Source organism: Deinococcus sp. HSC-46F16 (assembly GCF_024171495.1).
Classification (GTDB): domain Bacteria; phylum Deinococcota; class Deinococci; order Deinococcales; family Deinococcaceae; genus Deinococcus.
This window is the reverse complement of sequence record NZ_JALJZW010000008.1, coordinates 26684-47092: the sequence shown is the minus strand read 5'-3', so window position 1 is coordinate 47092 and position 20409 is coordinate 26684. Positions and strand designations below refer to the sequence as shown.

General features: G+C 71.2%; 18 protein-coding genes and 1 tRNA gene. 9 read left to right on the top strand and 10 right to left on the bottom strand.

Going from position 1 to position 20409, the window contains the following annotated elements:
- Nucleotides 1-11: 11 nt before the first annotated feature.
- Complete coding sequence (locus L1280_RS14410; protein ID WP_253582991.1) at nucleotides 12-2300, bottom strand: endonuclease MutS2; 2289 nt, start codon at nucleotides 2298-2300, stop codon at nucleotides 12-14.
- A 104-nt stretch (nucleotides 2301-2404) separates the two neighbouring features.
- On the opposite strand from L1280_RS14410, the gene L1280_RS14405 reads away from it, so the two are divergent.
- Nucleotides 2405-2845 (top strand): thioredoxin family protein, encoded by a 441-nt coding sequence (locus L1280_RS14405; RefSeq protein WP_253582990.1) that lies wholly within the window; start codon nucleotides 2405-2407, stop codon nucleotides 2843-2845.
- Here L1280_RS14405 and L1280_RS14400 read toward each other — a convergent pair.
- The gene (locus L1280_RS14400; protein ID WP_253582989.1) at nucleotides 2842-3801 is read right to left on the bottom strand and encodes a hypothetical protein; all 960 of its coding nucleotides are present in this window, start codon (nucleotides 3799-3801) and stop codon (nucleotides 2842-2844) included. The two genes, L1280_RS14405 and L1280_RS14400, sit on opposite strands and share 4 nt — an antisense overlap.
- Before the next feature lie 76 nt (nucleotides 3802-3877).
- On the opposite strand from L1280_RS14400, the gene L1280_RS14395 reads away from it, so the two are divergent.
- On the top strand, nucleotides 3878-4456 hold the full coding sequence (locus L1280_RS14395; RefSeq protein WP_253582988.1) for an NAD(P)H-dependent oxidoreductase: 579 nt from the start codon (nucleotides 3878-3880) through the stop codon (nucleotides 4454-4456).
- Nucleotides 4457-4458: 2 nt separating this feature from the next.
- Nucleotides 4459-5211 carry a pseudouridine synthase gene (locus L1280_RS14390; RefSeq protein ID WP_253582987.1) on the top strand — a complete coding sequence of 251 codons (753 nt, stop codon included), beginning with the start codon at nucleotides 4459-4461 and terminating at the stop codon, nucleotides 5209-5211.
- A 9-nt stretch (nucleotides 5212-5220) separates the two neighbouring features.
- Here L1280_RS14390 and L1280_RS14385 read toward each other — a convergent pair whose 3' ends face one another.
- Genes L1280_RS14385 through L1280_RS14370 form a run of 4 tightly spaced genes read right to left on the bottom strand, consistent with a single transcriptional unit; the run spans nucleotide 5221 to nucleotide 9655 of the window.
- On the bottom strand, nucleotides 5221-6918 hold the full coding sequence (locus L1280_RS14385; protein WP_253582986.1) for a VanW family protein: 1698 nt from the start codon (nucleotides 6916-6918) through the stop codon (nucleotides 5221-5223).
- Between the two features lie 53 nt (nucleotides 6919-6971).
- Nucleotides 6972-8057, bottom strand: a complete 1086-nt coding sequence (locus tag L1280_RS14380; protein WP_253583059.1) for a phosphohydrolase — start codon at nucleotides 8055-8057, stop codon at nucleotides 6972-6974.
- A 43-nt stretch (nucleotides 8058-8100) separates the two neighbouring features.
- Nucleotides 8101-8898 carry an enoyl-CoA hydratase-related protein gene (locus tag L1280_RS14375; protein WP_253582984.1) on the bottom strand — a complete coding sequence of 266 codons (798 nt, stop codon included), beginning with the start codon at nucleotides 8896-8898 and terminating at the stop codon, nucleotides 8101-8103.
- 31 nt (nucleotides 8899-8929) lie between these two features.
- On the bottom strand, nucleotides 8930-9655 hold the full coding sequence (locus L1280_RS14370; protein ID WP_253582983.1) for a purine-nucleoside phosphorylase: 726 nt from the start codon (nucleotides 9653-9655) through the stop codon (nucleotides 8930-8932).
- 285 nt (nucleotides 9656-9940) lie between these two features.
- On the opposite strand from L1280_RS14370, the gene L1280_RS14365 reads away from it, so the two are divergent.
- The 3 genes from L1280_RS14365 (at nucleotide 9941) to L1280_RS14355 (ending at nucleotide 13748) form a co-directional block, all read left to right on the top strand.
- Nucleotides 9941-11218: an S-layer homology domain-containing protein gene (locus L1280_RS14365; protein ID WP_253582981.1), complete on the top strand. Its 1278-nt coding sequence runs from the start codon at nucleotides 9941-9943 to the stop codon at nucleotides 11216-11218.
- A gap of 86 nt (nucleotides 11219-11304) precedes the next feature.
- The gene (locus L1280_RS14360; RefSeq protein WP_253582980.1) at nucleotides 11305-11634 is read left to right on the top strand and encodes a hypothetical protein; all 330 of its coding nucleotides are present in this window, start codon (nucleotides 11305-11307) and stop codon (nucleotides 11632-11634) included.
- Nucleotides 11635-11711: 77 nt separating this feature from the next.
- Nucleotides 11712-13748: a DHH family phosphoesterase gene (locus L1280_RS14355; protein WP_256488378.1), complete on the top strand. Its 2037-nt coding sequence runs from the start codon at nucleotides 11712-11714 to the stop codon at nucleotides 13746-13748.
- Nucleotides 13749-13798: 50 nt separating this feature from the next.
- On the opposite strand, the gene L1280_RS14350 is transcribed toward L1280_RS14355, so the two are convergent.
- Together L1280_RS14350 and L1280_RS14345 are read right to left on the bottom strand one after the other, a co-directional pair.
- Nucleotides 13799-14791: an SIS domain-containing protein gene (locus L1280_RS14350; protein ID WP_253582978.1), complete on the bottom strand. Its 993-nt coding sequence runs from the start codon at nucleotides 14789-14791 to the stop codon at nucleotides 13799-13801.
- 212 nt (nucleotides 14792-15003) lie between these two features.
- A tRNA-Arg gene (locus L1280_RS14345) sits at nucleotides 15004-15080 on the bottom strand.
- Between the two features lie 40 nt (nucleotides 15081-15120).
- Between L1280_RS14345 and L1280_RS14340 the strand changes: the two genes are divergently transcribed.
- From L1280_RS14340 to L1280_RS14330, 3 genes are all read left to right on the top strand, one after another.
- Nucleotides 15121-17076: a peptidyl-prolyl cis-trans isomerase gene (locus tag L1280_RS14340; RefSeq protein WP_253582977.1), complete on the top strand. Its 1956-nt coding sequence runs from the start codon at nucleotides 15121-15123 to the stop codon at nucleotides 17074-17076.
- A gap of 116 nt (nucleotides 17077-17192) precedes the next feature.
- Nucleotides 17193-18194 carry a tryptophan--tRNA ligase gene (trpS, locus tag L1280_RS14335; RefSeq protein WP_253582976.1) on the top strand — a complete coding sequence of 334 codons (1002 nt, stop codon included), beginning with the start codon at nucleotides 17193-17195 and terminating at the stop codon, nucleotides 18192-18194.
- Nucleotides 18195-18198: 4 nt separating this feature from the next.
- Nucleotides 18199-18930, top strand: coding sequence for a segregation/condensation protein A (locus L1280_RS14330; RefSeq protein ID WP_253582975.1), 732 nt, complete (start codon nucleotides 18199-18201; stop codon nucleotides 18928-18930).
- A 3-nt stretch (nucleotides 18931-18933) separates the two neighbouring features.
- Here the strand turns inward: L1280_RS14330 and argC are convergent, their stop codons facing one another.
- The gene (argC, locus tag L1280_RS14325; protein WP_253582974.1) at nucleotides 18934-19896 is read right to left on the bottom strand and encodes an N-acetyl-gamma-glutamyl-phosphate reductase; all 963 of its coding nucleotides are present in this window, start codon (nucleotides 19894-19896) and stop codon (nucleotides 18934-18936) included.
- Nucleotides 19893-20405 carry an NUDIX domain-containing protein gene (locus L1280_RS14320; protein ID WP_256488367.1) on the bottom strand — a complete coding sequence of 171 codons (513 nt, stop codon included), beginning with the start codon at nucleotides 20403-20405 and terminating at the stop codon, nucleotides 19893-19895. Before L1280_RS14320 ends, argC begins: the two co-directional genes overlap by 4 nt.
- Nucleotides 20406-20409 lie beyond the last annotated feature (4 nt).

Genomic DNA, 20409 nt, shown 5'->3' with positions numbered 1-20409 from the left:
GCTCCCGTCCCTCAGCGCTTGATGTTCACGACCGTGACCCCGTGCCCGCCCTGGTTGGCCTCCGCGTCGTGAAAGGATTCGACCCGTTTGTCGGTCTTGAGGTAGTCGCGCAGGAGCCTGCGCAGCACGCCCTGCCCCTTGCCGTGAACGACCCGCAGCGGGCTTTCCTTGAGCGCGTGGGCTTCCCCGATGGCGGCCCGCAGCTCCTCCACCGCCTCCTCGACCCCCAGGCCGCGCAGTTGCAGCTCGTTCTCGAAGCGGCTGGGGGCGGTTCCGGCGAAGGTGGGGCGCGGGGCCTTGACCTGGGGCTCGGCCTTGAGGCGCACGTCGCGGCGTTTCACCCCCACCTTCATCACGCCGAGCTGCACCACGAGGTCGTCGCCGCGCATCTCCAGCACCTGCCCCTGCGCCCCGTAGGCGGGCACGTCTACCCGGCTGCCCACCCGGATCGGGTCGCCCCGGTCCTCGCGGGGGGCGGGCGGGGCCGGGCGGGCCTTTTGCGCCGCCGTGCGCAGTTCGCGCAGCTCCTGCATCACGCGGGGGCGGGCGCTGTCCTCCTGGGCACGGGCACGCAGGCTGCGGACGCGCTCGATGGCGTCGGCGTAGAGCGTCTCGGCCTTCTGGGCGGCCTCCGCGATCATCTCGTTCCGCCGCTGCTCCAGCGTCTCGCGTTCCTGCCGCACGCGGCCGAGTTCGGCCTCCGCCTCGCGGCGGGCGCTCGTGGCCCGCTCCAGCTCGCCCGCGAGGTCCGCGCGTTCGCGCTCCAGCCCCTCCAGCATCCGCTCCATCAGCCCCGCGTCCGGCCCCAGCAGGTCCTCGGCCCGCGCCAGCACGTCTCCCGGCAGGCCCATCCGCCGCGCGATGGCGAGGGCGTAGGAGCGGCCCGGCTGGCCCACCTGAAGCTGATAGGTCGGGGCCAGCGCTTCCAGATCGAAGCCCATCGAGGCGTTTTTCAGGCCCGGCGTCTCCAGCGCGAACAGCTTGAGGGGCGAGAGGTGCGAGGTGATGATGCCCCGCGCGTCCTGGGCGAGCAGCGTCTCGATCAGCGACTGCGCCAGCGCCGCGCCCTCGGCGGGGTCAGTGCCGCTGCCGAGCTCGTCGATCAGGACCAGCGTGTCGGGGGCCGCGTGCCGCAGCACGAATCGGAGGTGCTTGAGGTGCGAGGCGAAGGTGGACAGGCTGGCCTCGATGCTCTGCTCGTCCCCGATGTCGACGAGCACGTCACGCACCACGGGCAGCCGCGCCGAGGCCGCCGCCACGTACAGGCCGCACTGGTGCATCAGCACGGCGAGGCCCAGCGTCTTGAGGGTGGCCGTCTTGCCGCCCATGTTCGGCCCGGTGATCAGCAGCATCTTGGTGTCGCCCAGGCTGATGTCGTTGGGGACCGGGTTCTCGATCAGGGGATGTCGTGCTTCCCGCAGATCGTAGGTATGGTCGACCACCTGCTCGGGGCGGTTGAGGTGCCAGTCGCGGGCCAGCCGCGCCTTGGCCGCGATCAGGTCGAGTTCGCCCACCGTGGCGAGGGTCATGGGGACGTCGTCATCGTTCGCCAGCAGGCCCGACAGCTCGGTGAGGATGCGGCGGACCTCGGCTTCCTCGTCCAGAATCAGGCGGGCGAGTTCGTTGTTCAGCGGCGTGATGGTGGCGGGTTCGACGAAATAGGTCTGCCCCGAGGCCGAGGCGTCCACGATGATGCCCTGCACCTGCCCCACCCGGCTGGCCTGCACGGGCAGCACGTAGCGGTCGCGGCGGATGGTGACGATGTGCTCCTGCAAGACCTCCGCCCACTTCTCCAGGGTGGCGGTCACCCGCTCGCGGATGCGGCCACGCAGCGGCTCGATGCGGCTGCGCAGGTCGCGCAGCCGGGGCGAGGCGTCGTCGCGCACGCCGCCGTCGCGGTCGAGGGACGAGAGGAACCGGCGCACGAGTTCGGAGTGTTCGCCCAGCCCCAGCGCCACGTCGCGCAGGGGACCACGCGAGTTCGTATTGATCGCCCGCTTGACCGTCATCGCGCCGTCGAGCGAGTAGGCGGCGCTCAGCAGCTCCTGTCCCGCCAGCACGCGCCCCTCCCCCGCCCGCGCGTGCAGCTCGCGGATGTCCTGAATCCCGCCCAGGCTGAGGCTCACGCCGAAGAGGGCATCTTCCACCTCGTCGAGTTCGCGGGCGATGCGCTCCGCGTCGTCCGAGGGCATCATGGCCCGCGCCCGCTCCACCCCCAGCGACGTGGCGCTGCGCTCCGAGAGGGCGTCGCGGATACGCGGGAAATCGAGGGCAGTCAGGGCGCGGGAGTCGAACGGCATGTCGGGGAGGAGCATAACAACGCTCGCCCGGCCCGAACGTGGGCCTTGTGGCTTAGGAAGGGTTGGGGAACCCCGGCCCCGCCCGGCCCGTACTCCCCGGCACCATGTCCACTCCCCCCCGGCAGATTCGGCTGCGGCTTCCCCCGTTCCTGGGCCGCGCCCTCGGCCACCTGCTGACCCGCTCCACCGCGAAGGCCGGGCAGACGGTCCCGCCGCCGCCCGCGCTGGGGCTGACCCGGCGATCGCTGCTGTACTTCAAGAGCGAGGGGTGCGCCCCGTGCGACGGCATCGACCTCTTTATCGGTCGGCTGGCGGCGGCAAGCGGCCTCGACCTGCGGGTGGTGGACGCCCGGCGGGGCGAGGTGCCCGAACAGGTCTACGGCGGCTCGCTGCTGCTCGACCGGGAGGGATCGCTGCGCCGGGCCTACGGGGTGCGGGTCTTCCCCACCCTGCTGGTGACGGATCCCGGTGGGCAGGTCGAGCGCGTGCTGGTCGGGGCCGACGCGAACGAGGAGCAGGTTCGGGCGGGGCTGGGGCTGGCCTAACGGTTCAGCGCCCTCAGGAACGCGGCTGGGTCGTCCAGATGCAGGGTTACTTGCCGCACCTCGCGCTCGGTGAGGTAAACGCCGTAGAGCCGCACGGGTTCCGTGAAGCGGAGGGTCACGTTCGGCCGCACGTCGATGGCGATGCAGAGCGCGTCCGCATCCTCTCCGGCACCGTAGGGCGCGGCCTCCTCCAGATTTGCCAACGCCGTGCTTCCCGTCCAGTGCAGGCCGGAGCGAAGGTAGAGGCGTCGCCGTCCCACCGTGACAGGCCGGGTCGCCAGCGCACGCCCGTAGGCGAGCAGCCACAGCAAGCCCGCCACGTTCAGTCCAGTCCAGACCCACGCGGCCGTGGGATTCCACCGCTCCAGCAGGACGTGCGCGAGTAACCCCTCTACCGCGCTCCCAAAGACCAGCAGGGTCAAGGTGGCCCCGGTCGTCGCCCCGCGCCGGGTGCCGAAGTGCTGGCCTTCCGGCAGACGCGGGCGCACGAACAGGTGCCGGAACAGCAGCAGGTCGTAGAGGGGAAGGCGGGTGAGTCTGGGGGTGCGGCTCAGCCGACCACACAAGGCGTAGAGGCGCTCTAAGTCATCGAGTTCGCTGTACCCCTCCGGCAACGGCAGCCGCCACCCGCGCCCCACCAGCACGCCCCCCACTGCGAGGCCCATCAGGTCCAGCCACAGGTACGCCCGCACTTCTGGAAAGACGAGCGCCGTGAGCGCGACGCCCCGCAGGCCCACGCCGAGGAAAGCATGCCAGTTCCGCTGAGCGACGGGCGTGAGCAAAAGGACGACCAGCGCCGTGCTGAGCGTGGCGTCCACGAGGGCAAGGTGCGCGAAGCGGGCGCGTGGTTCGTCCGGTGACGTAACGGCCAGGGCCAGCGCGGCCAGCACAAAGGCCAGCGGCAACAGCCACGACAGGCGGACGTGAACGGGCACGGCGCGAAGACGGGACACCATCAGGGGGACCTCCAGCCCGCAGCGTACCCGACCCGCTTCCCCGCGAGGCTCCCGCCCCTCTGCTAGCCTGCCGGGCGTGAAGTTCGCGGTCCTCTCCACCAGCCTCGACCCCCAGAGCCGCAGCCGCTGGATGGCGGGGCTGGCGGCGGAGCAGCTCCGGGCGGAGGGGCACGAGGTGACCCTGCTCGACCTGCGCGAGACGCCGCTGCCCCCCTTCGACAACGACACCTGCTACGCCCACCCCCATGCCGAGGTCTACCACCGCGCCATTCGGGAGGCGGACGGTGTTTTCCTGGCCGTCCCCGTCTACAACTGGGGGCTGGGGTCGGGCGCCAAGGCATTGGTCGAACTGACGGGCAGCACCGACCCCGAGCGGGGGCTGCACGGGGCGTGGTTCGACCAACCCGTGACCTTTCTGGTGTCGGGCGGCCTCGCGCATGGATACCTCAGCCACGGGGCCTTCGCGTTCGGGCTGATGACCGATTTTCGCTGCGTGGTCAATCCGCACTTCGTGTACACGACTGGGGCCGACTGGGCAGAGGACGGCGTACCGGGCGAGTGGCTCGTGGAGCGGCTGACCCGCACGGTGGAGCGGGCGGTGGACCTGTCTCAGCGGCTGCGCGGGCGGCCCTACCGCTCGGTGTGGGAGGTCTGACCGTGAACGGCCCGGCGGTCCGCGCCCCCCTCCTCCCCCCCACCGAGAAGCCGCGCGTGTTGGTCGAGCACCCCGACTTCTACGTCATCCATAAGCCCGCGCTGTGGCTGACCCATCCGGTGCGGGCGCGGGTGGATGTGCCCGACGTGCTGGGCTTCATGCGGGCCGAGACGGGCGAGCCGGACCTCGCGCCCCCGCACCGCCTCGACCGCGAGACCAGCGGCACCCAACTGCTCTCGCGGGACGCGGACGCGGCGCGGCGCTTTTTCACCCTGTTCAAGGAACATCTGGTCGGCAAGACGTACCAGACCATCGTCCACGGCACGCCGGAGTGGGAGCGGACCACGCTCGATGCCCCGCTGGGGGACCTGGGGCTGGGGGGCGCCAACCGCATCGTGATCCGGCAGGCGGTCGTGCCCGGTGGCAAGCCCGCCATGACCGATTTCCGGGTGATGGAGCGCCGGGGCGGCTTTACGCTGCTGGAGGCATACCCGCGCTCCGGGCGGCTACACCAGATTCGTGCCCACCTCGCGCACCTCGGGCTGCCAATGGTGGGCGACAAGATCTATGGGCGCGACCCGCAGGCGTTCCTCGACTTCATGGAGCAGGGACAGACGCCCGAGCTGACCGGGCGGCTGCTGCTGCCTCGGCAGGCGCTGCACGCGGCCCGCATCGCCTTTCCTTGGGGCGGCACGCAGTTCGCGGCAGAGGCGCCACTCGCGCCGGACCTGCGAGCGTTCTGGGAAGGGCTGTAGGGGCCTCCCCTACCTCGGCCCCACCTCGTACACCGCCCGCCACGGCTTGTAGCTCGTCTTGGTCTGGTCGGTGCGGGTGCCCTTTTTCTCCTTGATGGTCCGGGTGATGGAGAGGTCGTAGCCGTCCTTGGCCCAGTCCACCTGCCGCACGGCACCGGGGCCGAGGGCAGGGTTGACCACGTACTGCGCGGGCGGGTGCGGCGTGTAGCGGTGGATGACGGCGGGGCGGACCGTGACCGTGCGCTCCGGCTTGATGCCCCACACCTGCACCTCCAGGCGGCTCTTGGCGTCGTCGTTGACCGTCTTGATGAAGAGGGGACCGCCCGTGTCGTTTTTCAGCCGCAGGTCGAGGCCGGGGTCGTACACGGCGGCCTCGAAGCCCACCTCCGGCTCGTAGTAACCCACCCGGTAGGAGTGCTGGTGCCGCTCCAAGACGGGCAGGCCCGCCTGATACAGCGCCCGGAAGGCGGTCGTGGACACCTGGCACACGCCCCCGCCCAGGCCCTCCACCGTGCGGCCCCCGCTGATGATCAGGCCGCCGACAAAGCCGTTGTCCGGCGTGATGCTGCCCAGCGCCGACAGGAAGCTGAACTCGCCCCCCTTCGGGACCACGTACCCGTGGATGTTCGCGGCGGCCACCGCCACATTGGTCCGGCGCTCGGCGCTGCTGCCGTGGTAGGTGCTGGTCCCCGAGGCGATCAGTTCGAGCTGATCGGGAATGGGCAGCTCGGCCAGCTTCAGGCTGGGGCGGCTGGCCTTGGACGCGAACACCACCGACGCCTGAGCCGGGTCGAGCACAGCCTTTCGGAAGGCAGCGAGCGCGGCCTGCCGGTCGGTGACGCGGCCCGCTTCCTCCTTCACCTTCACCAGCTTGCCGCCCTCCAGCCGGAAACGGGCGTTCTGCGCGGGGCGGTCCACCGCGTCCGTCAGGCGGTCGAAGGCGGCGCGAATGGTCTTCTCGTCGGGTTCGATGCCGCTGACGCGCACCCAGTAGAGGTCCGCGACCTGGAGGGCCGTCAGCACCCCGGTGCGGTCGGTCCCCTGCAACTTCACGGTCAGCGGCCGCATCAGGCGGTTGCCGCGCTCGACGTGGGGGCGCAATTCGGCGGCCGTGTGCTCGGCGGGCCACTCGGTGACCGGCAGCGAGAGGCGCGTCTGGGAGGGCTCGGCGGCAAACGAGCGGGCCGCCGCCGCCGCGTTGGGACGGCGCCCCGACTGGTCGGGCCTCAGGGCGTAGCGGCGGGTGGTTTTGTCAAAGAAGATCGCCGCGTTCTTCGGAGTGGTGGCGAGGTCGCGGGTCAGGGCTTCCAGGGCCGCCCGCGCCCTGGCCTCGTCCACCCGCGTCACCAGAGGAAGCGTCTGGGTGGCCGCCTGGCCGACCATCCCGCGCACCTTCTGCCACAGGTCGCGGTCCTGGGACGCCCGCACCGCCGCCGCCACGCTCGCCGCCGGGTCCGCCTGCCAGCCCAGGCGGGTGGCGGGAACGGTCCAGGTCTTCTTCCCGGCCTGCACGGTCACCTGCGGGACGGCCAGCGGCTGCCCGGTCAGCCGGGCGCGCGCCTCGGCGGGGGTCAGGCCACCGACGGGCACACTGCCCACGACCAGCCCCGGCGCGAGGCGGCCGGTGTCCCCGGCGGCGAGGCCCACAGCGAGTGCGCCGCCCAGCAAGGCGGCGGCAGAAACGGCGATGGCGTAACCCCTCGTCACGCGGTCAGTGTAGCGGCGGGGACCGGGCCGGGAATGTGGGGGCGGGGAAACGGTTAAGGTCCCCGCGTGCCCGCGTCCAGCACCTCGGCCACCGCCTGCGCCACCTGTCCCCGGCGGTCCACCACCGGGGTGACCACCTGCTCACCGCCCTCCAGGTCCATCACGAAGTGGTCGCCGTCGAGCCGTACCCGGCGCAGAATCTGCTCGTCGCCCTCCGCGCGGGTGGTCGCCCGCAGCTCCACGTAACGGCTCATGGGGGTGCGGATCACCTTGGGCGCCAGCACCTCCTCGACCTGAAAGATGCCGCCGGAGTTGTTCATGGTCACGTTGATGAGCACCGGCTTGTCGCGCCCGCGCTCGATCACGACCTGGTCCACCGCCAGCGCACTGATGGAGTGGATGTCCACGCTGCCCAGCGCAAAGGCCTTGCGCCCGCGCCCCTTGGTGATGTCGGTGCCGTCCGCGACCGCCGTGATGCCGCCCTCCAACGTCAAGGGCACCGGGTTGAGGTCGTGGCAGTTGATGGCCCCCAGGATAAAGGAGCGCACCTTGGTCCGCTTGAAGGGGTCGGGGTAGATCGGTCCCAGGATGCGGTCGAGGATGGGCAGCGCGAGCGCGACCCCGTGCGCCTCGTGGCCGACCCGGTGAATCTGGTTGCCGATGTCGTGGAGCATGGTGCCCAGAATCACCGCCAGAAACACGTCGTCGGCGTCACCCACGCCCGACTCCATGATGTCCGGGCGCACCCCGGCTTCCAGCAGCAGCTCGGTCAAGGCCATGCTGGCCGCGCCCGTGATAAAGGAATGGACCCGCCCGTGGTCGTTGTAGCCCAGCTTGCGCATGGTGACGTAGTTCGCCATGTCCCAGTGGGCCAGCGCCTCGGGGTCGCCGCGCAGGGCCTCGTAGGCGGCCAGGGCACGGGGGTACGCCTGGAGGTCGGCGTGGATCGCCCCGTGCGCCTCCGCGATCAGCTTGGCGCGGGGGGTGGTGAACTCGACGACGCGCCCGTCGGCCGGAACGTCGGCGGGTGGGGGGGGCGGGACGTCCGGCGTCCCCTCGCTGTGGCGGCCCTCCACGTCCTGAAGGTGCCCACCCGCCACGCTGAGGGTGAACTTGGAGTCGCCCGTGCCATGCCCCAGCCGCTCCTGGCCGGAGCGTTCCGGTTCAGGCGGCGTCCGGGGCTCACTCACCCTGGAACTCCGGCTTGCGCTTGGCCAGGAAGGCGGACGTGCCCTCGCGGAAGTCCTTGGTCGCCACCAGCATTCCGAAGAGGTCGGCCTCGATCTCCAGCCCCGCCTCCAGCGAGGTGTCCAGCCCCCGGCGCACCGCTTCCTTGACGAGCGAGAGCGCGATGGGCGCGTGCCGCACCATCTGCTCGGCGACCTCGCGGGCCTTTTGCAGGGGATCGTCCGCGACGTAGTTCACCAGCCCCAGGCGCAGGGCCTCCTCCGCGGCCATCTGCCGCCCGGTCAGCATCAGGTCGAGGGCCGGACCCGCCCCGACAAGACGGGCGAGGCGCTGGGTGCCCCCGAAGCCGGGAATCAGGCCCAGCGACACTTCGGGCAGGCCCAACTTCGCACCCGGCGAGGCCACCCGCACGTCGCAGGCCAGCGCGAGTTCCAGCCCCCCGCCCAGCGCGAAGCCGTTCACGGCGGCGATGGTCGGGATGGGCAGGTTCGCCACCGTCTGCATCACGTCCTGCCCGGCGAGGGCCAGTTCGCGGCCCTGGTACACGTCCTCCAGTTCGGCCAGCTCGCTGATGTCGGCCCCCGCCACGAACGCCCGGTCGCCGCCCCCGGTCACGATCAGGGCGCCGATCTCGGGCACGTCCACCACCGCGTCGAGGGCGGCGCTGATCTCGGCCAGGGTATCGGCGTTCAGCGCGTTGAGCGCCTTCGGGCGGTTGACGGTCAGCACCGCGAGCGGGCCGTGCTGGTCGAGCTGGATATGGTTGAACTCAATCTCGTCGAGCATCGTCATGGGTTCATCCTGCCACGCCCGGCGGCCGGGGTCAGCGGCCTTCGGCCCCGGCCAGCCGCACCACCGCGTCCAGCGCCACCCGCACCATCCGGTCAACCCCCTGCGCCAGCACCTCGTCGGGCACGAGCTGCGGGTCCCCGATGTCGTTGCTGCACGCGGTCAGGCAGCCCGCCCGCAGGCCATGCTGCGCCGCGACCAGAAAGACCGCGCTCGCCTCCATCTCGAAGCCCAGCACCCCGCGCGAGGCCCACAACCGGGCGTGTTCGGGCGTGCTGGCGTAAAAGGCGTCCTCCGTCATGATCAGCCCCGCGTGGTGCGGCACCCCCAGGGCACGGGCCGAGGCGACCGCCGCCTCCACGACCTCGAAGCTGGCGGCGGGGGCGTAGGGCGACCCGCCCAGCATCTGCCGGGTGGTGCCGTCGTTGGGCACGGCCGCCGTGGCGACCACCAGATCGGCGGGCTGCACGCGCGGGGTCGCGCCGCCCAGGGTGCCGACCCGGATCAGCGTCTTGGCCCCCAGCCGCGCGAGTTCCTCCGCGACGATGGCCGCGCTGGGGCAGCCCATCCCGGTCGTCTGCACGCTGACGCGCACGCCCCGGTAGGTGCCGGTGAAGCCCAGCAGTTGGCGGTGCTCGGTGTACAGGCGGGCGCCTTCCAGATACGTCTCGGCGATGCGCCGTGCCCGGCCCGGATCGCCGGGGAGCAGCACGTACTCCGCCACGTCGCCCGGCTCTGCCCGCAGGTGAATCTGACTCATGCGCGGCAGTATAGGGAGCCTCCCGGCGGGACAGGGGCGTGGGGCCAGCGGGGCGAGGTGGCCGGGCAGCGTCGTCTCTGAGAGGCGCGTCAGATTCCTCATCGGGGGGGCTGCGCCTCTCACACGCCATTTAGGGAAGGCCCCGGCTTGAGCTTTCTGAGAAGAAACCGTCATGTGATGCATGGCGGGAGGGGTTACAGTTCATGGCGTCCTCACGGCGTCTTCCTACGGTGAGGCCGTGCAGCGGGGCGGACCAGCCGCTTTCCCGCGTTTCAAAGGAGAACTATGCGCAAGTCCCTGACCCTCGCTTCGACCCTGGCCCTGGCCCTGGGTGCCGCCAACGCCCAGACGACCACCACGCAGACCCAGACGACGCAGACCACCCAGACCCCGGCGACGACCACGGCCACCCCGGCCCAGGTCACGACCTTTACCGACGTGCCCGCCGGGCACTGGGCCAAGGACGCGGTGGACCTGCTCGTGCAGCGTGGGCTGCTTCAGGGCTACCCGGACGGGACCTTCCGCGGCAACCAGAACATCACCCGCTACGAAGCGGCGCTGATCTTCTACCGCCTGCTCCAGACCGGCGCCCTGAGCAACGCCACCCTCAGCCAGAGTGACCTCGCCACCATCACGGCCGGGATGCAGGAGGTCGCCACCGAACTGGCCGCCATCAGCACCCGCGTGACGGACCTCGAGCGCCTCAACGCTGAGCAGCAGGCCCGCATCGCCGCGCTGGAAGAGCGCATCAATGCGCTGGGCACCGCCGGGACCGCTGGCGCCGACACGGCGGCCCTGACCGCCCGCATTGACGCGCTGGAAACGGCGATCCGCAACATCCCCGCCGGTCCCCAGGGTCCGGCTGGTCCGGCAGGCCCCGCTGGCCCTGCGGGCGCGGCGGCCAACACGGCGGCGCTCGAAGCCCGCATCGCGGCCCTGGAAGCCCGCGCGGCCACCACGACCACCACTCCTCCCACCACCGGCGGCACCACGACCATCGTGACGCCCCCCAGCACCGTCATCATCGGCGAGACGCCGAGCGGCACCACCAACGGCGTCACGCGCGGCGACCTGTACGCGGGCGTCTTCGTGGGCGCGAGCACGGCGGGCCAGACGCCCTGCTACGTCCCCAACGCGGAGGGCAATCCCGTCAACTACTGCGCCAGCTTCGGCGGCGTGGTGGGCACCACCTCGCTGATCGGTCCCTTCGGCGCCCGCGTCTCGGCCGACTACAAGCCCGGTCGCAACGCCATCTCGGCGGACGTGAACGCCACGGTCGGCCTGAACACGGGCACCAACATCCAGCCCTACGCGGGCGTGGGTCTGGGCCTGACGAGCAGCACCGCGCGTGGCAACACCAACACCAACGCGACCGACACCTACGTCAACGGAATCGTCGGCGTGGACTTCCAGGTAACCGATTCCATCGCCGCCTTTGTGGAAGGCAATGGCCGCTACTACCTGAGCAGCAACGGCACCGGCTCGGTGCAGAACAACAACGCGGCGACCGACCAGCGCGGCTTCGTGCCCGCCGTCCGCGCCGGTCTGAAGTTCTACTTCTGAAGCCAGCGTCCGCTCACGGGGTCCCCTGCGGGGGACCTCTTTTCGTTCCTGCTGTGTGGCACGGCGGCGCGGTAGACTTTGGGGGTATGCGACTCATGCAGTTGGTTCAGGTGCTGCTGCTGCTCGCGCTGGGAGGGTACCTGCTGCTCGTCGCGCTGGAAAATCCGGTGCCGGTGCGATTGCCGCTGCCACTGGGCCGCGGCGAGGCGCTGCTGCCCCTGGGGAGTGCGGTCGTGCTGTTTGCGGCGCTGGGCGCGGGCTATATGGCCCTGCTGCTGCTCCCCCCGCTGTGGCAGGCAGGCTGGCGACTGCGGCGGGGACGGCGCGAGCGGGCACTGCTCGAACACCGCCTGACGGCCGCCCTGCAAGCCCGGCTGGGCACGGCGCCCCCGGTCGCCGTCCCGGAGGACGCGTGAGCCGCCCGGCCCCGGCCCCGCCCGAGGCCCGCTGGCTGCTGGCCCCACCCCCGAGCCGGGGCGCCCTGCTGGAGACCATGCGCACCTGGGGTGTGTCACCCCCCCTCGCGCAGGTGCTGTACGGGCGCGGCCTGACCCCGGCCCGGCTGGACCCGGCGCTGGCACTGACCCCTAACCCGGCCCTGCGCGAGGCCGCGCGGCGGCTGATCGCGGCGGTGCGGGCCAAGAAGCGCATTCGCATCCACGGCGATTACGACGCCGACGGCGTGACCGCCACCGCCATCCTGGTGCGCGGCCTGCGGGCGCTGGGAGCAGAGGTCCACGGCTTTATCCCGCACCGCCTCAACGAGGGCTACGGCATTCACCCGGACCGGGTGGAGGAACACGCTGCCGCCTGCGACCTGCTGGTCACGGTGGACTGCGGGGTCACCAATCTGGAGGAGGTGCGGGCGCTGCTCGCGCTGGGCGTGGAGGTCATCGTGACCGACCACCACGCGCCCGGCGAGGATTACCCCGCCACCTTGGTCGTCCACCCGCACGAGACGGCGGACTACGACCCGGAGGTTCACAACCTGACCGGGGCGGGCGTGGCCTACCACCTGCTGTGGGCGGTGCAGGAGGCACTGGGCCTCCCCGCGCCCACCCCCCTCGCGGCGCTGGCGGCCCTGGGGACGGTGGCGGACGTGGCCCCCCTCGTCGGGGAAAACCGGGCGCTGGTGCGGCGCGGCCTGGAGGAACTGGCGCACACGGTGCTGCCGGGGCTGCGGGCCATGCTTCAGGCCAAGAAGGTCGAGCGGCCCAGTGCCCGCGACGTGGCCTTTTTGCTCGCGCCGCTGCTGAACGCGGCGGGGCGGCTGGGGGAAGCGGACCTCGCGCTGGAATTGCTGACCACCGAGAGCGAGCACCAGGCGCAGACGCTGGCGACCTATCTGGAGTCGCGCAACGGCGAGCGCCGGGTGCTGCAAGACCGGATGTACGCCGAGGCCCTCGCGCTCGCCGACCCCGCCGACCCCGCGCTGGTGCTCACGCACCCCGGCTGGCACGCGGGCGTGATGGGCATCGTGGCGAGCAAACTGGTGGAAGCCTTTTACCGCCCGGTGTACATCGTCGCGCAGGGCAAGGGCTCGGTGCGGTCCACACCGGGGATCAGCGCGGTGGAGGGCCTGCGGCGCAGCCGGGACCTGCTGAGGCGCTTCGGGGGGCACCCCGGCGCGGCGGGGTTCTCGCTGGACGAGACGAACTTCGCGGCGCTGCGCGACCGGGTACACGGCTACGTGCGCCAGTTTCCCCGTCCGGTCCCCGCGTGGCGGCTGGACGCGCCGTTGCCCCCCCTGGCCGCGACCCCGGAACTCGCGCAGCAGGCGGCGGCCCTCGAACCCTTCGGGACCGGGCACACGCCGCCCTTGTGGCACGTGCGCTCGCCCCTGTCGGGCACGCGGCTGGTGGGTGGGCGCGGCACCAGCCTGCAATTCCAGGCGGGAGGCCTGCGCGGCATCAAGCACGGGGAGACGCGGGCGGCCGACGGCGAACACGACCTCGCCACGCACCTCTCGCAAGACGAGTGGCGCGGGCGCACCCGGCTGGAGTGGCAGGGACAGGCGCTGCGGACCCCCACACGGCTGGGGCTTGACGGCGGTCCCGGCGTTGCCCCAGTGCCCCGCCTGGACCCCCGCGAGGCGATGAACCACTTACGCACCGGGGCGAGTGCCTACGCGGACGGCCCGGTCGCGGCCTACCTCGCGGGTCAGGTGCCGGGGTTGACGCTGGTGCGGGCTGGCGAGGGGCATCCCGGCGGCGAGCTGATCCTTTACGCCCTTCCCGACGAGGCCAGCCTGCGGACGTGGCTGACCGGAGGCCGGGTCGCCTTCGCCCTTGGCCCCAAGACGCTGGGCGAGCTGGAGGGCAGCCTCACCGCCCGGCACCTCCAACCCGCCACGGACGAGGCGCGAATGGCCGAGGCCGCCGACGCCTACCGCCGCTGGCAGTGGGCACACCTCTACCGGGTGCTGGATGACGAAGGGTGGAGCGCCGCTGTACACCACCTGCTGGGCCTGACCGGGCCGTCGTCGGCGGCGGCCCCTGCTCCAGCGGAACTCGCCGCCGCCGACGACTGACCAGGGGACGAGGCTTCTCCAGTGCCCCGTCCCTCTGTCTGCTCACGCTGTTACTCCTCGTCCAGCTCATCCTCGTCGCCGAACCCGTCCGCAAAGTCCTCGTCGTCCTCCACGTGGGTGCGGCGCACCTCCTCCGGGCGACCCAGCGAGAGGGCCGTGGGGTCTTCCTCCCCGGCCAGCACCGACTGGGCGCGGGCGAGGACGGGCGGGTCGGCGGGCTGGACGCCGTAGCGCTCGGCGAGGTAGGCCGACACCCAGGCCCCGAAGTACCACAGGGCGAGGCTGCCCGCGTACCCGCTGGGCGGAGCACCGCCCTCACCCTGTGGAAAGGGCACGTGCAGCACCTCGTCAATGCGCGACTCCAGCACCTCGCGCACGATGTGCAGGGTCGGATCCGGGTCGCCCAGAATCAGGGCCACCTTGGCGTCGCCCTTCTCATGCTGGGCCTCGAAAGCCCCGGTCGCCACCGCGAGGGGATCGCCCAGCACGGGCACGGCGAGCGTCTTGCCCACCCGCGCGAGCAGCGACTGCCAGGCGTGCGGCAGCGCCTCAGCGTCGGGGGCGGCGAGCAGCAGGGGCGTGCGGCCCCACAGCGACCACGCGAGGTCGCGGGCGGGATTGCCCTCCGTGACCTCCGGGGCGCACTGGTCGCGCAGCGTGGCGAGCAGGGCCTCCGCCTCGGCGGCCTCCTGCGCGTGGCCGGAGGCGTGGGCGAGGTACTGGGCCGCGTGGTAGGTCGCGGGCAGGCCGCCCGGCACGAGCACGTCCACATCGTCGGGGACGCCCCCGGTGCTGACCCGGCGCACCCCGGCCCCCGCCACCTCCGCGAGGTCGGCGTAGTCGCGGGCGGCATCGGCGGCGTCGGCGCTGGACACGACAAACTGCGTGCCCGCGCGGGTCAGGCTGCCGGGAATCAGGCCAGCCGCGAGGTGCGCGGCGAGGGCGCCCTCCCCCACCCCGATCAGGCCGTGGGGGCCGGGCTCGGGCTGGGTGGGTCCGGCGTAGGCGCCGGGCAGGCGGGTCAGCAGAGAAAGCAGGTCCATGTCCCCAGGGTACACCGGGCATGAGAGGCAGCGGAAAAACGTCGCCCACACCGACGTTTTCGGCTTCATGCGACCTTAGTCAAACATGCTAGACTCGCCCGCGTGCGTTTCCGGACCTCCGCCTTCTCCCGCCGGATTAACCGGGCCGGGTTACAACAAAAACACCACCCCGCGGGGTGGCGTCTGGGTGCCCGCAGGGTGCTGGGCAGGGGTGGCGCACTCGACAGGACTCGAACCTGTGGCCTTTGGCTCCGGAGGCCAACGCTCTATCCACCTGAGCTACGAGTGCATAGCCCAGGTAACCTAGCACCTTCCCACAAGGAGATCAAGTGAAGAACAAAAAGGCCCTCAACATCTTTCTGGGCGTGCTCGCGCTGCTGCTGGTGATCGGCATGGCCTACCAGTTCACGCCCAACCTGGGCTCGCTGTTCGGCGGCGGCGATAAGGGAACCCCGGCCATGACCGTCAACGGCCAGACGGTGACCGTGCAGGAGCTCGAGGCGCTGCGCCAGAGCAACCCGGTGCTGTCGAGTGCCCAGAGCGGGGTGCTGGCCGACGACTTCAAGACCTACGTGGTCGCGCAGCAGGCCCGGCAGGTCGCGCTGCGGCAGGCCGCCGGGGACATCGACGTGAGCCGCGCGGACGTGAACGCCGAGGTGGACAAGATCCGCGAATCCAACGGCCTGACCGACAACAAGGCCTGGACTGACGCCCTGCAACAGGCCGGGCTGACCGACTCGCAGTTCCGGGCACAGATGCGCGACCAGCTTGCCGTGAACCGCAAGGTCGAGGAGATCAAGGGGGCGGCCCCCGCTCCTTCGGACGCCGAGGTGCGGCTGCACTACGACCTGAACCCGGAGAGCTACCAGACCGACGCCCGCATCGTGGGCCGCCAGATCGTGGTGAACGACAAGGCCAAGGCCGAGGACCTGCTGCGCCAGATTCGCGGGGGGGCCGACTTCGACGCGCTGGCGAGCAAGAACAGCACCCAGTTCGCGGACCGGGGCGGCGCCCTGGGTCCCCTCGAGAACGGCCAGCCCCGCCCGGTCGCGCAGGTCGCGCTGCCCAGCGAGGTCGGTGCGGCGGCCTTCGCTCTCACCGAAGGCGGCGTGACCGACGTGGTGGAGAGCGGCGGCAAGTTCTACCTCGTGCAGGTCGAGGAGTACCTCGCGCCCACTGTCAAGCCCTTCGAGCAGGCCAAGGCCGACGCCCAGAAGACGGTGGCCGAGCAGAAGAAGAACCGCGCCGTCGAGGAGTGGTTCAGCGGCATCGAGAAGAACATCAAGGTGGACGTCAGCGACCCCAACTGGAAGACCGAGAACCCCACGGTCGCGGCTGTGGCCGGGCAGGAGATTCCTTACTCGGCGGTCGTGGAACAGGTCGTGCAGAACGAGCAGTTCACCTCGCTGCTGGGACAGGTTCCCGCCGAGCAGGCCGGGCAACTCGTCAACAGCCTGCTCAAGCCGCAGATCACCGAGCAATTGATTCAGGCCTACGCCGCCCCGCAGGTCGCACAGAGCCTGAAGCTCCCCATGACGGGCACCCGTCAGGAGCAGGCCGCCGGGCTGGTCGCCTACGGCGGGCGCGACGTGAAGGTCACGGACGCCGAGATTCAGGCGTACTACACCCAGAACCGCTCGCAGTTCGAGACCCCGGCAAGCGCTGCCGTCGCGGAAGTCAGCTTCCCCGATCAGGCCAAGGCCACCGCCTTCCGCCAGAGCTTCGCGGGCGGCGACCCCGTTCAGGCGGCGGCCCGTGCGGGCGGCACCGTCTCCGAGCGCGGCGAGGTCAGCGCGGGCAGCGGCACCCTGGGCGAGGAAGTCGAGGCCGCCGTCTTCGGGGCCGAGAACCTCAAGGCTGCCGGGGAAGGCCGCGTCAGCGACGTGGTCAAGGTGGGTGACCGCTACGTGGTCGCCTACGCGACCGGCCTGAAGCCCGCCGTCGTGCAGCCGCTGGCCGAGGTCCGCGACCAGATTCGCGAGCAGGTGCTGGCGACCAAGCGCTCGGAGGCCGGGCAGAAGTTCCTGAGCGAGGAGGTCGCCAAGCTGAAGCCCAAGAACAACCTCCAGGCCGTGCTGGACGCGCAGGAGAAGCGTGTGGCCGCCGCCGCGCCCGCCCCGGGTCAGGCGCCCGCCGGGCAGGCTGCGGGGAGCGAGGAAGGGGCCGCTCAGGGCGAGGACGCCGGGGCGGAGGACGCGGCTGCACCTGCCGACAACGCCGCCGAAGCTGGGGGCGAAGCGCAGACGGACGCCCCCGCCGAGAGTGGGGCACCGGCCACCGAGTAATTCCTCGCACCCACAGCAACCGGGGCGGCTTCCGAACAGGGGGCCGCCCCTTTCCTCATGGTCCGCCAGACAGCGCAGGCGGCTCCCGGTGTCTGCCCGCTAGAATCCCTCCCGATATGCCGCGCGTGTTTTCAGGAATCCAGCCGACCGGGGACCCCCACATCGGCAACTACTTCGGGGCCATGAAGAACTATGTGCGGCTGGGCGAGGAGTACGGCAAGAACTCCATCTACTGCGTGGTGGACCTGCACGCCATCACCAACCCCGCCGCCTACGACCCCGCCCGGCTCGCCGAGCGCACCTTCGAGATGGCGGTCGCCACCTTCGCGGCGGGCCTCGACCCAGCCAAGGTCACCTTTTTCGTGCAGTCGCAGGTGCCCGAGCACCACGAGCTGAGCTGGGTCTTCACGGCGCTGACCCCGGTGGGCGAGCTGGAGCGCATGACCCAGTACAAGGACAAGTCCGAGCAACTGGAGAGCGTTCCGGCGGGCCTGCTGATGTACCCGGTGCTGATGGCCGCCGACATCCTGCTGTACAAGGCCGACACCGTGCCGGTGGGCGAGGACCAGACCCAGCACATCGAGCTGACCCGCGAGATCGCCCGCAAGTTCAACCACGCCTACGGCGAGACGTTCCCCGAGCCCAAGGCCGTGTACGCCAAGGACGCTCTGCGGATTCCGGGTGTGGACGGCCACGGCAAGATGGGCAAGAGCAAGGGCGAGACGAGTACCCTGGGCATTCTCGAACCCCTCGATTCCATCTGGCAGAAGGTGCGGGTGGCCCCCACCGACCCCGCCCGCGTGCGGCGCACCGACCCCGGCGACCCCGACAAGTGCCTGATCGGGGACTACCACAAGCTCTTTTCCGACCTGCCCACTATCGAGACGGTGTACGCAGGCTGCCGCACCGCCGGAATCGGCTGCGTGGACTGCAAGAAGATGCTAATGGAGGGGATGCGGCGCGAGCTGGAGCCGCTGCAAGCGCGGGCCGCCGACCTCCGCGCCGACCCCGACCTCGTGCGCGACGCGCTGGAGCAGGGAGCGAAAGAAGCCCGCGCCATCGCACAGCCCGTTATGGAGGAAGTGCGCGAGAAGGTCGGCTTCCTGAAGTCTCGGTAGGAACGTGACTACCCTCGCTCCGCCCTTTCCCGCCAGCTTCGTGGTGCGGCTCCCAAGTTTTGAGGGCAGCCTAGCGGAGCTGGCTTCGGCCTTGCGAACGGGCCGGGTCGAGCCGGGCGAGGTGGGCCTCTTGCACCTCACCCGCGAGGTGCTGGGCTGGGCGCGGGCACAGGGGGTCGAGGGACACCCGGAGGCACTCCCCGCGCTGGCGGGCGTGATCGCGCTCAAGGCGCGGCTGTTGCTGCCTGCCCCCGAGCCGGACCCCTCCCCCGAGGGCGAGTGGGACACGGACCCGCTGGACGATCTCGTGGAAGGGGTCGAGGCGCTGGCGGAACTCGACGCGCTGGTGGGCTTTCTGGCGGCCCGCCGCCGCGAGCGCGAGGGGCTGATTCCGGCCCGCCCGGTGCCCCTCAACCTGCCCCGCCGCGAGCGTCCCGCGCAGCCTGCCCGCAGCCTCGCCCGGCTGGTGAAGGCCGCGCAGAACGCCGTGCGGCAGGTCGAGGTGCCGCTGCTCTCGCGTGAGCGCCTCACGCTGGCGGACGCGCTGGGGGCACTGCGGGCCTTCGGGGTGCGGCTGCGGACCTTCACCTTCCGGGGCATTCCGGCCCAGGACTGGGGCGAGCGCACGACCTACTTCGCCGCGCTGCTGGAGGGCGTGAAGGAGGGGGCCTTCAGCGTGGAGCAGGAGGCGAGCTACGGGGAGATTCAGGTCACGTCACATCTGGCGGAGGACTGATGGTCAGACCCCCTCCGGTACCCCGTAACTGTGCCCCGCCCCCTCCAATCCCAGCATCACGTCGAGGTTCTGCACCGCCGCGCCGCTCGCGCCTTTGCCGAGGTTGTCCAGCCGCGAGACGAGCAGGGCATGGTCCCCCCCGGGGCTGGCGTAGACGAACAATTCCAGCTCGTTCGTGCCGTTGAGCACCTGGGGATCGAGGATGGCTTCAGCGGGCTGGCCGTGCTCAAAGGGCATCACCCGGACGAAACGTTCACCGGCGTAGTGGTCGGTCAGCGCCTCGTGAAGCTGCGCCGCCGTCACACCCAGCGGTCTCAGGTGCAGCGGAATCTGGACCAGCATCCCCTGCCGCCAGCCGCCGACGTGGGGGGTGAAGAGGGGCGGCTGGGTCAGGCCACCGTGCCGCGCCATCTCGGGCTGGTGCTTGTGGGTCAGCGAGAGGGCGTAGCTCTTGAATGGCCCGGCCATCGGATGCTCGCCGCGCCCCTCGTGCGCGTCCACCAGCGCCCGGCCCCCGCCCGAGTATCCGGAGAAGCCCTGCACGCTGAGGGGCAAGTCGGGCGGCAGCAGGCCCGCGTCCGCCAGCGGGCGCAGCAGCGCGATCGCTCCCGTTGCGTAGCAGCCGGGGTTGCTGACCAAGCGGGCGGCGCGAATCTCCTCGCGGCTCTGCCTGGTCAGTTCGGGAAAGCCGTAGGCCCACCCCTCCGCCGTGCGGTGGGCGCTGCTGGCGTCCAGCACGCGCGTGGCCGGATTCTCGATCATCGTCACGGCTTCCCGCGCCACGTCATCGTGCAGGCACAGAATGGCGACATCGGCGCTGTTCAGCAGTTCGCGCCGGGCTTCGGGGTCCTTGCGGCGGGCGGGGTCGATCCTCAGGAGGTCGAGGTCCTCGCGGCCCTCCAGCCGGGCGCGGATTTGCAGGCCGGTGGTTCCGGCCTCGCCGTCGATAAAGATGCGGGGGGTCATATCAGTCGGTCTCCATAACAAAGCCGCACCAGCGGCGCGAGGTCGCTCTTGGCCGGGTCACCTGCGGCGATGCGGGCGAGCAGGGCAGCGGGCGTCAGCCACTCGGCCCCGCTAAAGTCGTGCGGATTGTAGGCGGGGGCCGCATCGGTGCGGAGTTCGTAGACCCGCATGAAGATGTTCAGGCCTGCGTCCTGCGGGGTAAAGGCGCCGATCTCCCGCCAGGCCACCGCGTTCACGTCCAGATTCAGCTCCTCCTGGGTTTCGCGTCGAAAAGCGGCCTCATAGCTCTCGCCACGCTCCACATGGCCGCCGACACTCATGTCGAGGCAGCCAGGGAACACCCGCTTGGTCAGCGTCCGGCGCGGAATCCACAGCTCGCCGTGCGAGTTGACGAGAAAGGCGTTGACGCCCCGCACGGGGAGGCGCCGCGCCCACGCCTCGTCGCGGGTCACGCTCCCGATCACCTCGTCGCGCTCGTTCACGAGGTCGAGCCATTCCACGTCGTTCATGCGC

What these genes read in the sequence shown, in the direction of transcription:
- argC (WP_253582974.1), bottom strand. Translation starts at nt 19,896, where the DNA reads ATGACCCCCCGCATCTTTATCGACGGCGAGGCCGGAACCACCGGCCTG.
- trpS (WP_253582976.1), top strand. Translation starts at nt 17,193, where the DNA reads ATGCCGCGCGTGTTTTCAGGAATCCAGCCGACCGGGGACCCCCACATC.
- L1280_RS14410 (WP_253582991.1), bottom strand. Translation starts at nt 2,300, where the DNA reads ATGCCGTTCGACTCCCGCGCCCTGACTGCCCTCGATTTCCCGCGTATC.
- L1280_RS14370 (WP_253582983.1), bottom strand. Translation starts at nt 9,655, where the DNA reads ATGAGTCAGATTCACCTGCGGGCAGAGCCGGGCGACGTGGCGGAGTAC.
- L1280_RS14350 (WP_253582978.1), bottom strand. Translation starts at nt 14,791, where the DNA reads ATGGACCTGCTTTCTCTGCTGACCCGCCTGCCCGGCGCCTACGCCGGA.
- L1280_RS14355 (WP_256488378.1), top strand. Translation starts at nt 11,712, where the DNA reads ATGCGCACCTGGGGTGTGTCACCCCCCCTCGCGCAGGTGCTGTACGGG.
- L1280_RS14360 (WP_253582980.1), top strand. Translation starts at nt 11,305, where the DNA reads ATGCGACTCATGCAGTTGGTTCAGGTGCTGCTGCTGCTCGCGCTGGGA.
- L1280_RS14365 (WP_253582981.1), top strand. Translation starts at nt 9,941, where the DNA reads ATGCGCAAGTCCCTGACCCTCGCTTCGACCCTGGCCCTGGCCCTGGGT.
- L1280_RS14320 (WP_256488367.1), bottom strand. Translation starts at nt 20,405, where the DNA reads ATGAACGACGTGGAATGGCTCGACCTCGTGAACGAGCGCGACGAGGTG.
- L1280_RS14400 (WP_253582989.1), bottom strand. Translation starts at nt 3,801, where the DNA reads ATGGTGTCCCGTCTTCGCGCCGTGCCCGTTCACGTCCGCCTGTCGTGG.
- L1280_RS14405 (WP_253582990.1), top strand. Translation starts at nt 2,405, where the DNA reads ATGTCCACTCCCCCCCGGCAGATTCGGCTGCGGCTTCCCCCGTTCCTG.
- L1280_RS14375 (WP_253582984.1), bottom strand. Translation starts at nt 8,898, where the DNA reads ATGACGATGCTCGACGAGATTGAGTTCAACCATATCCAGCTCGACCAG.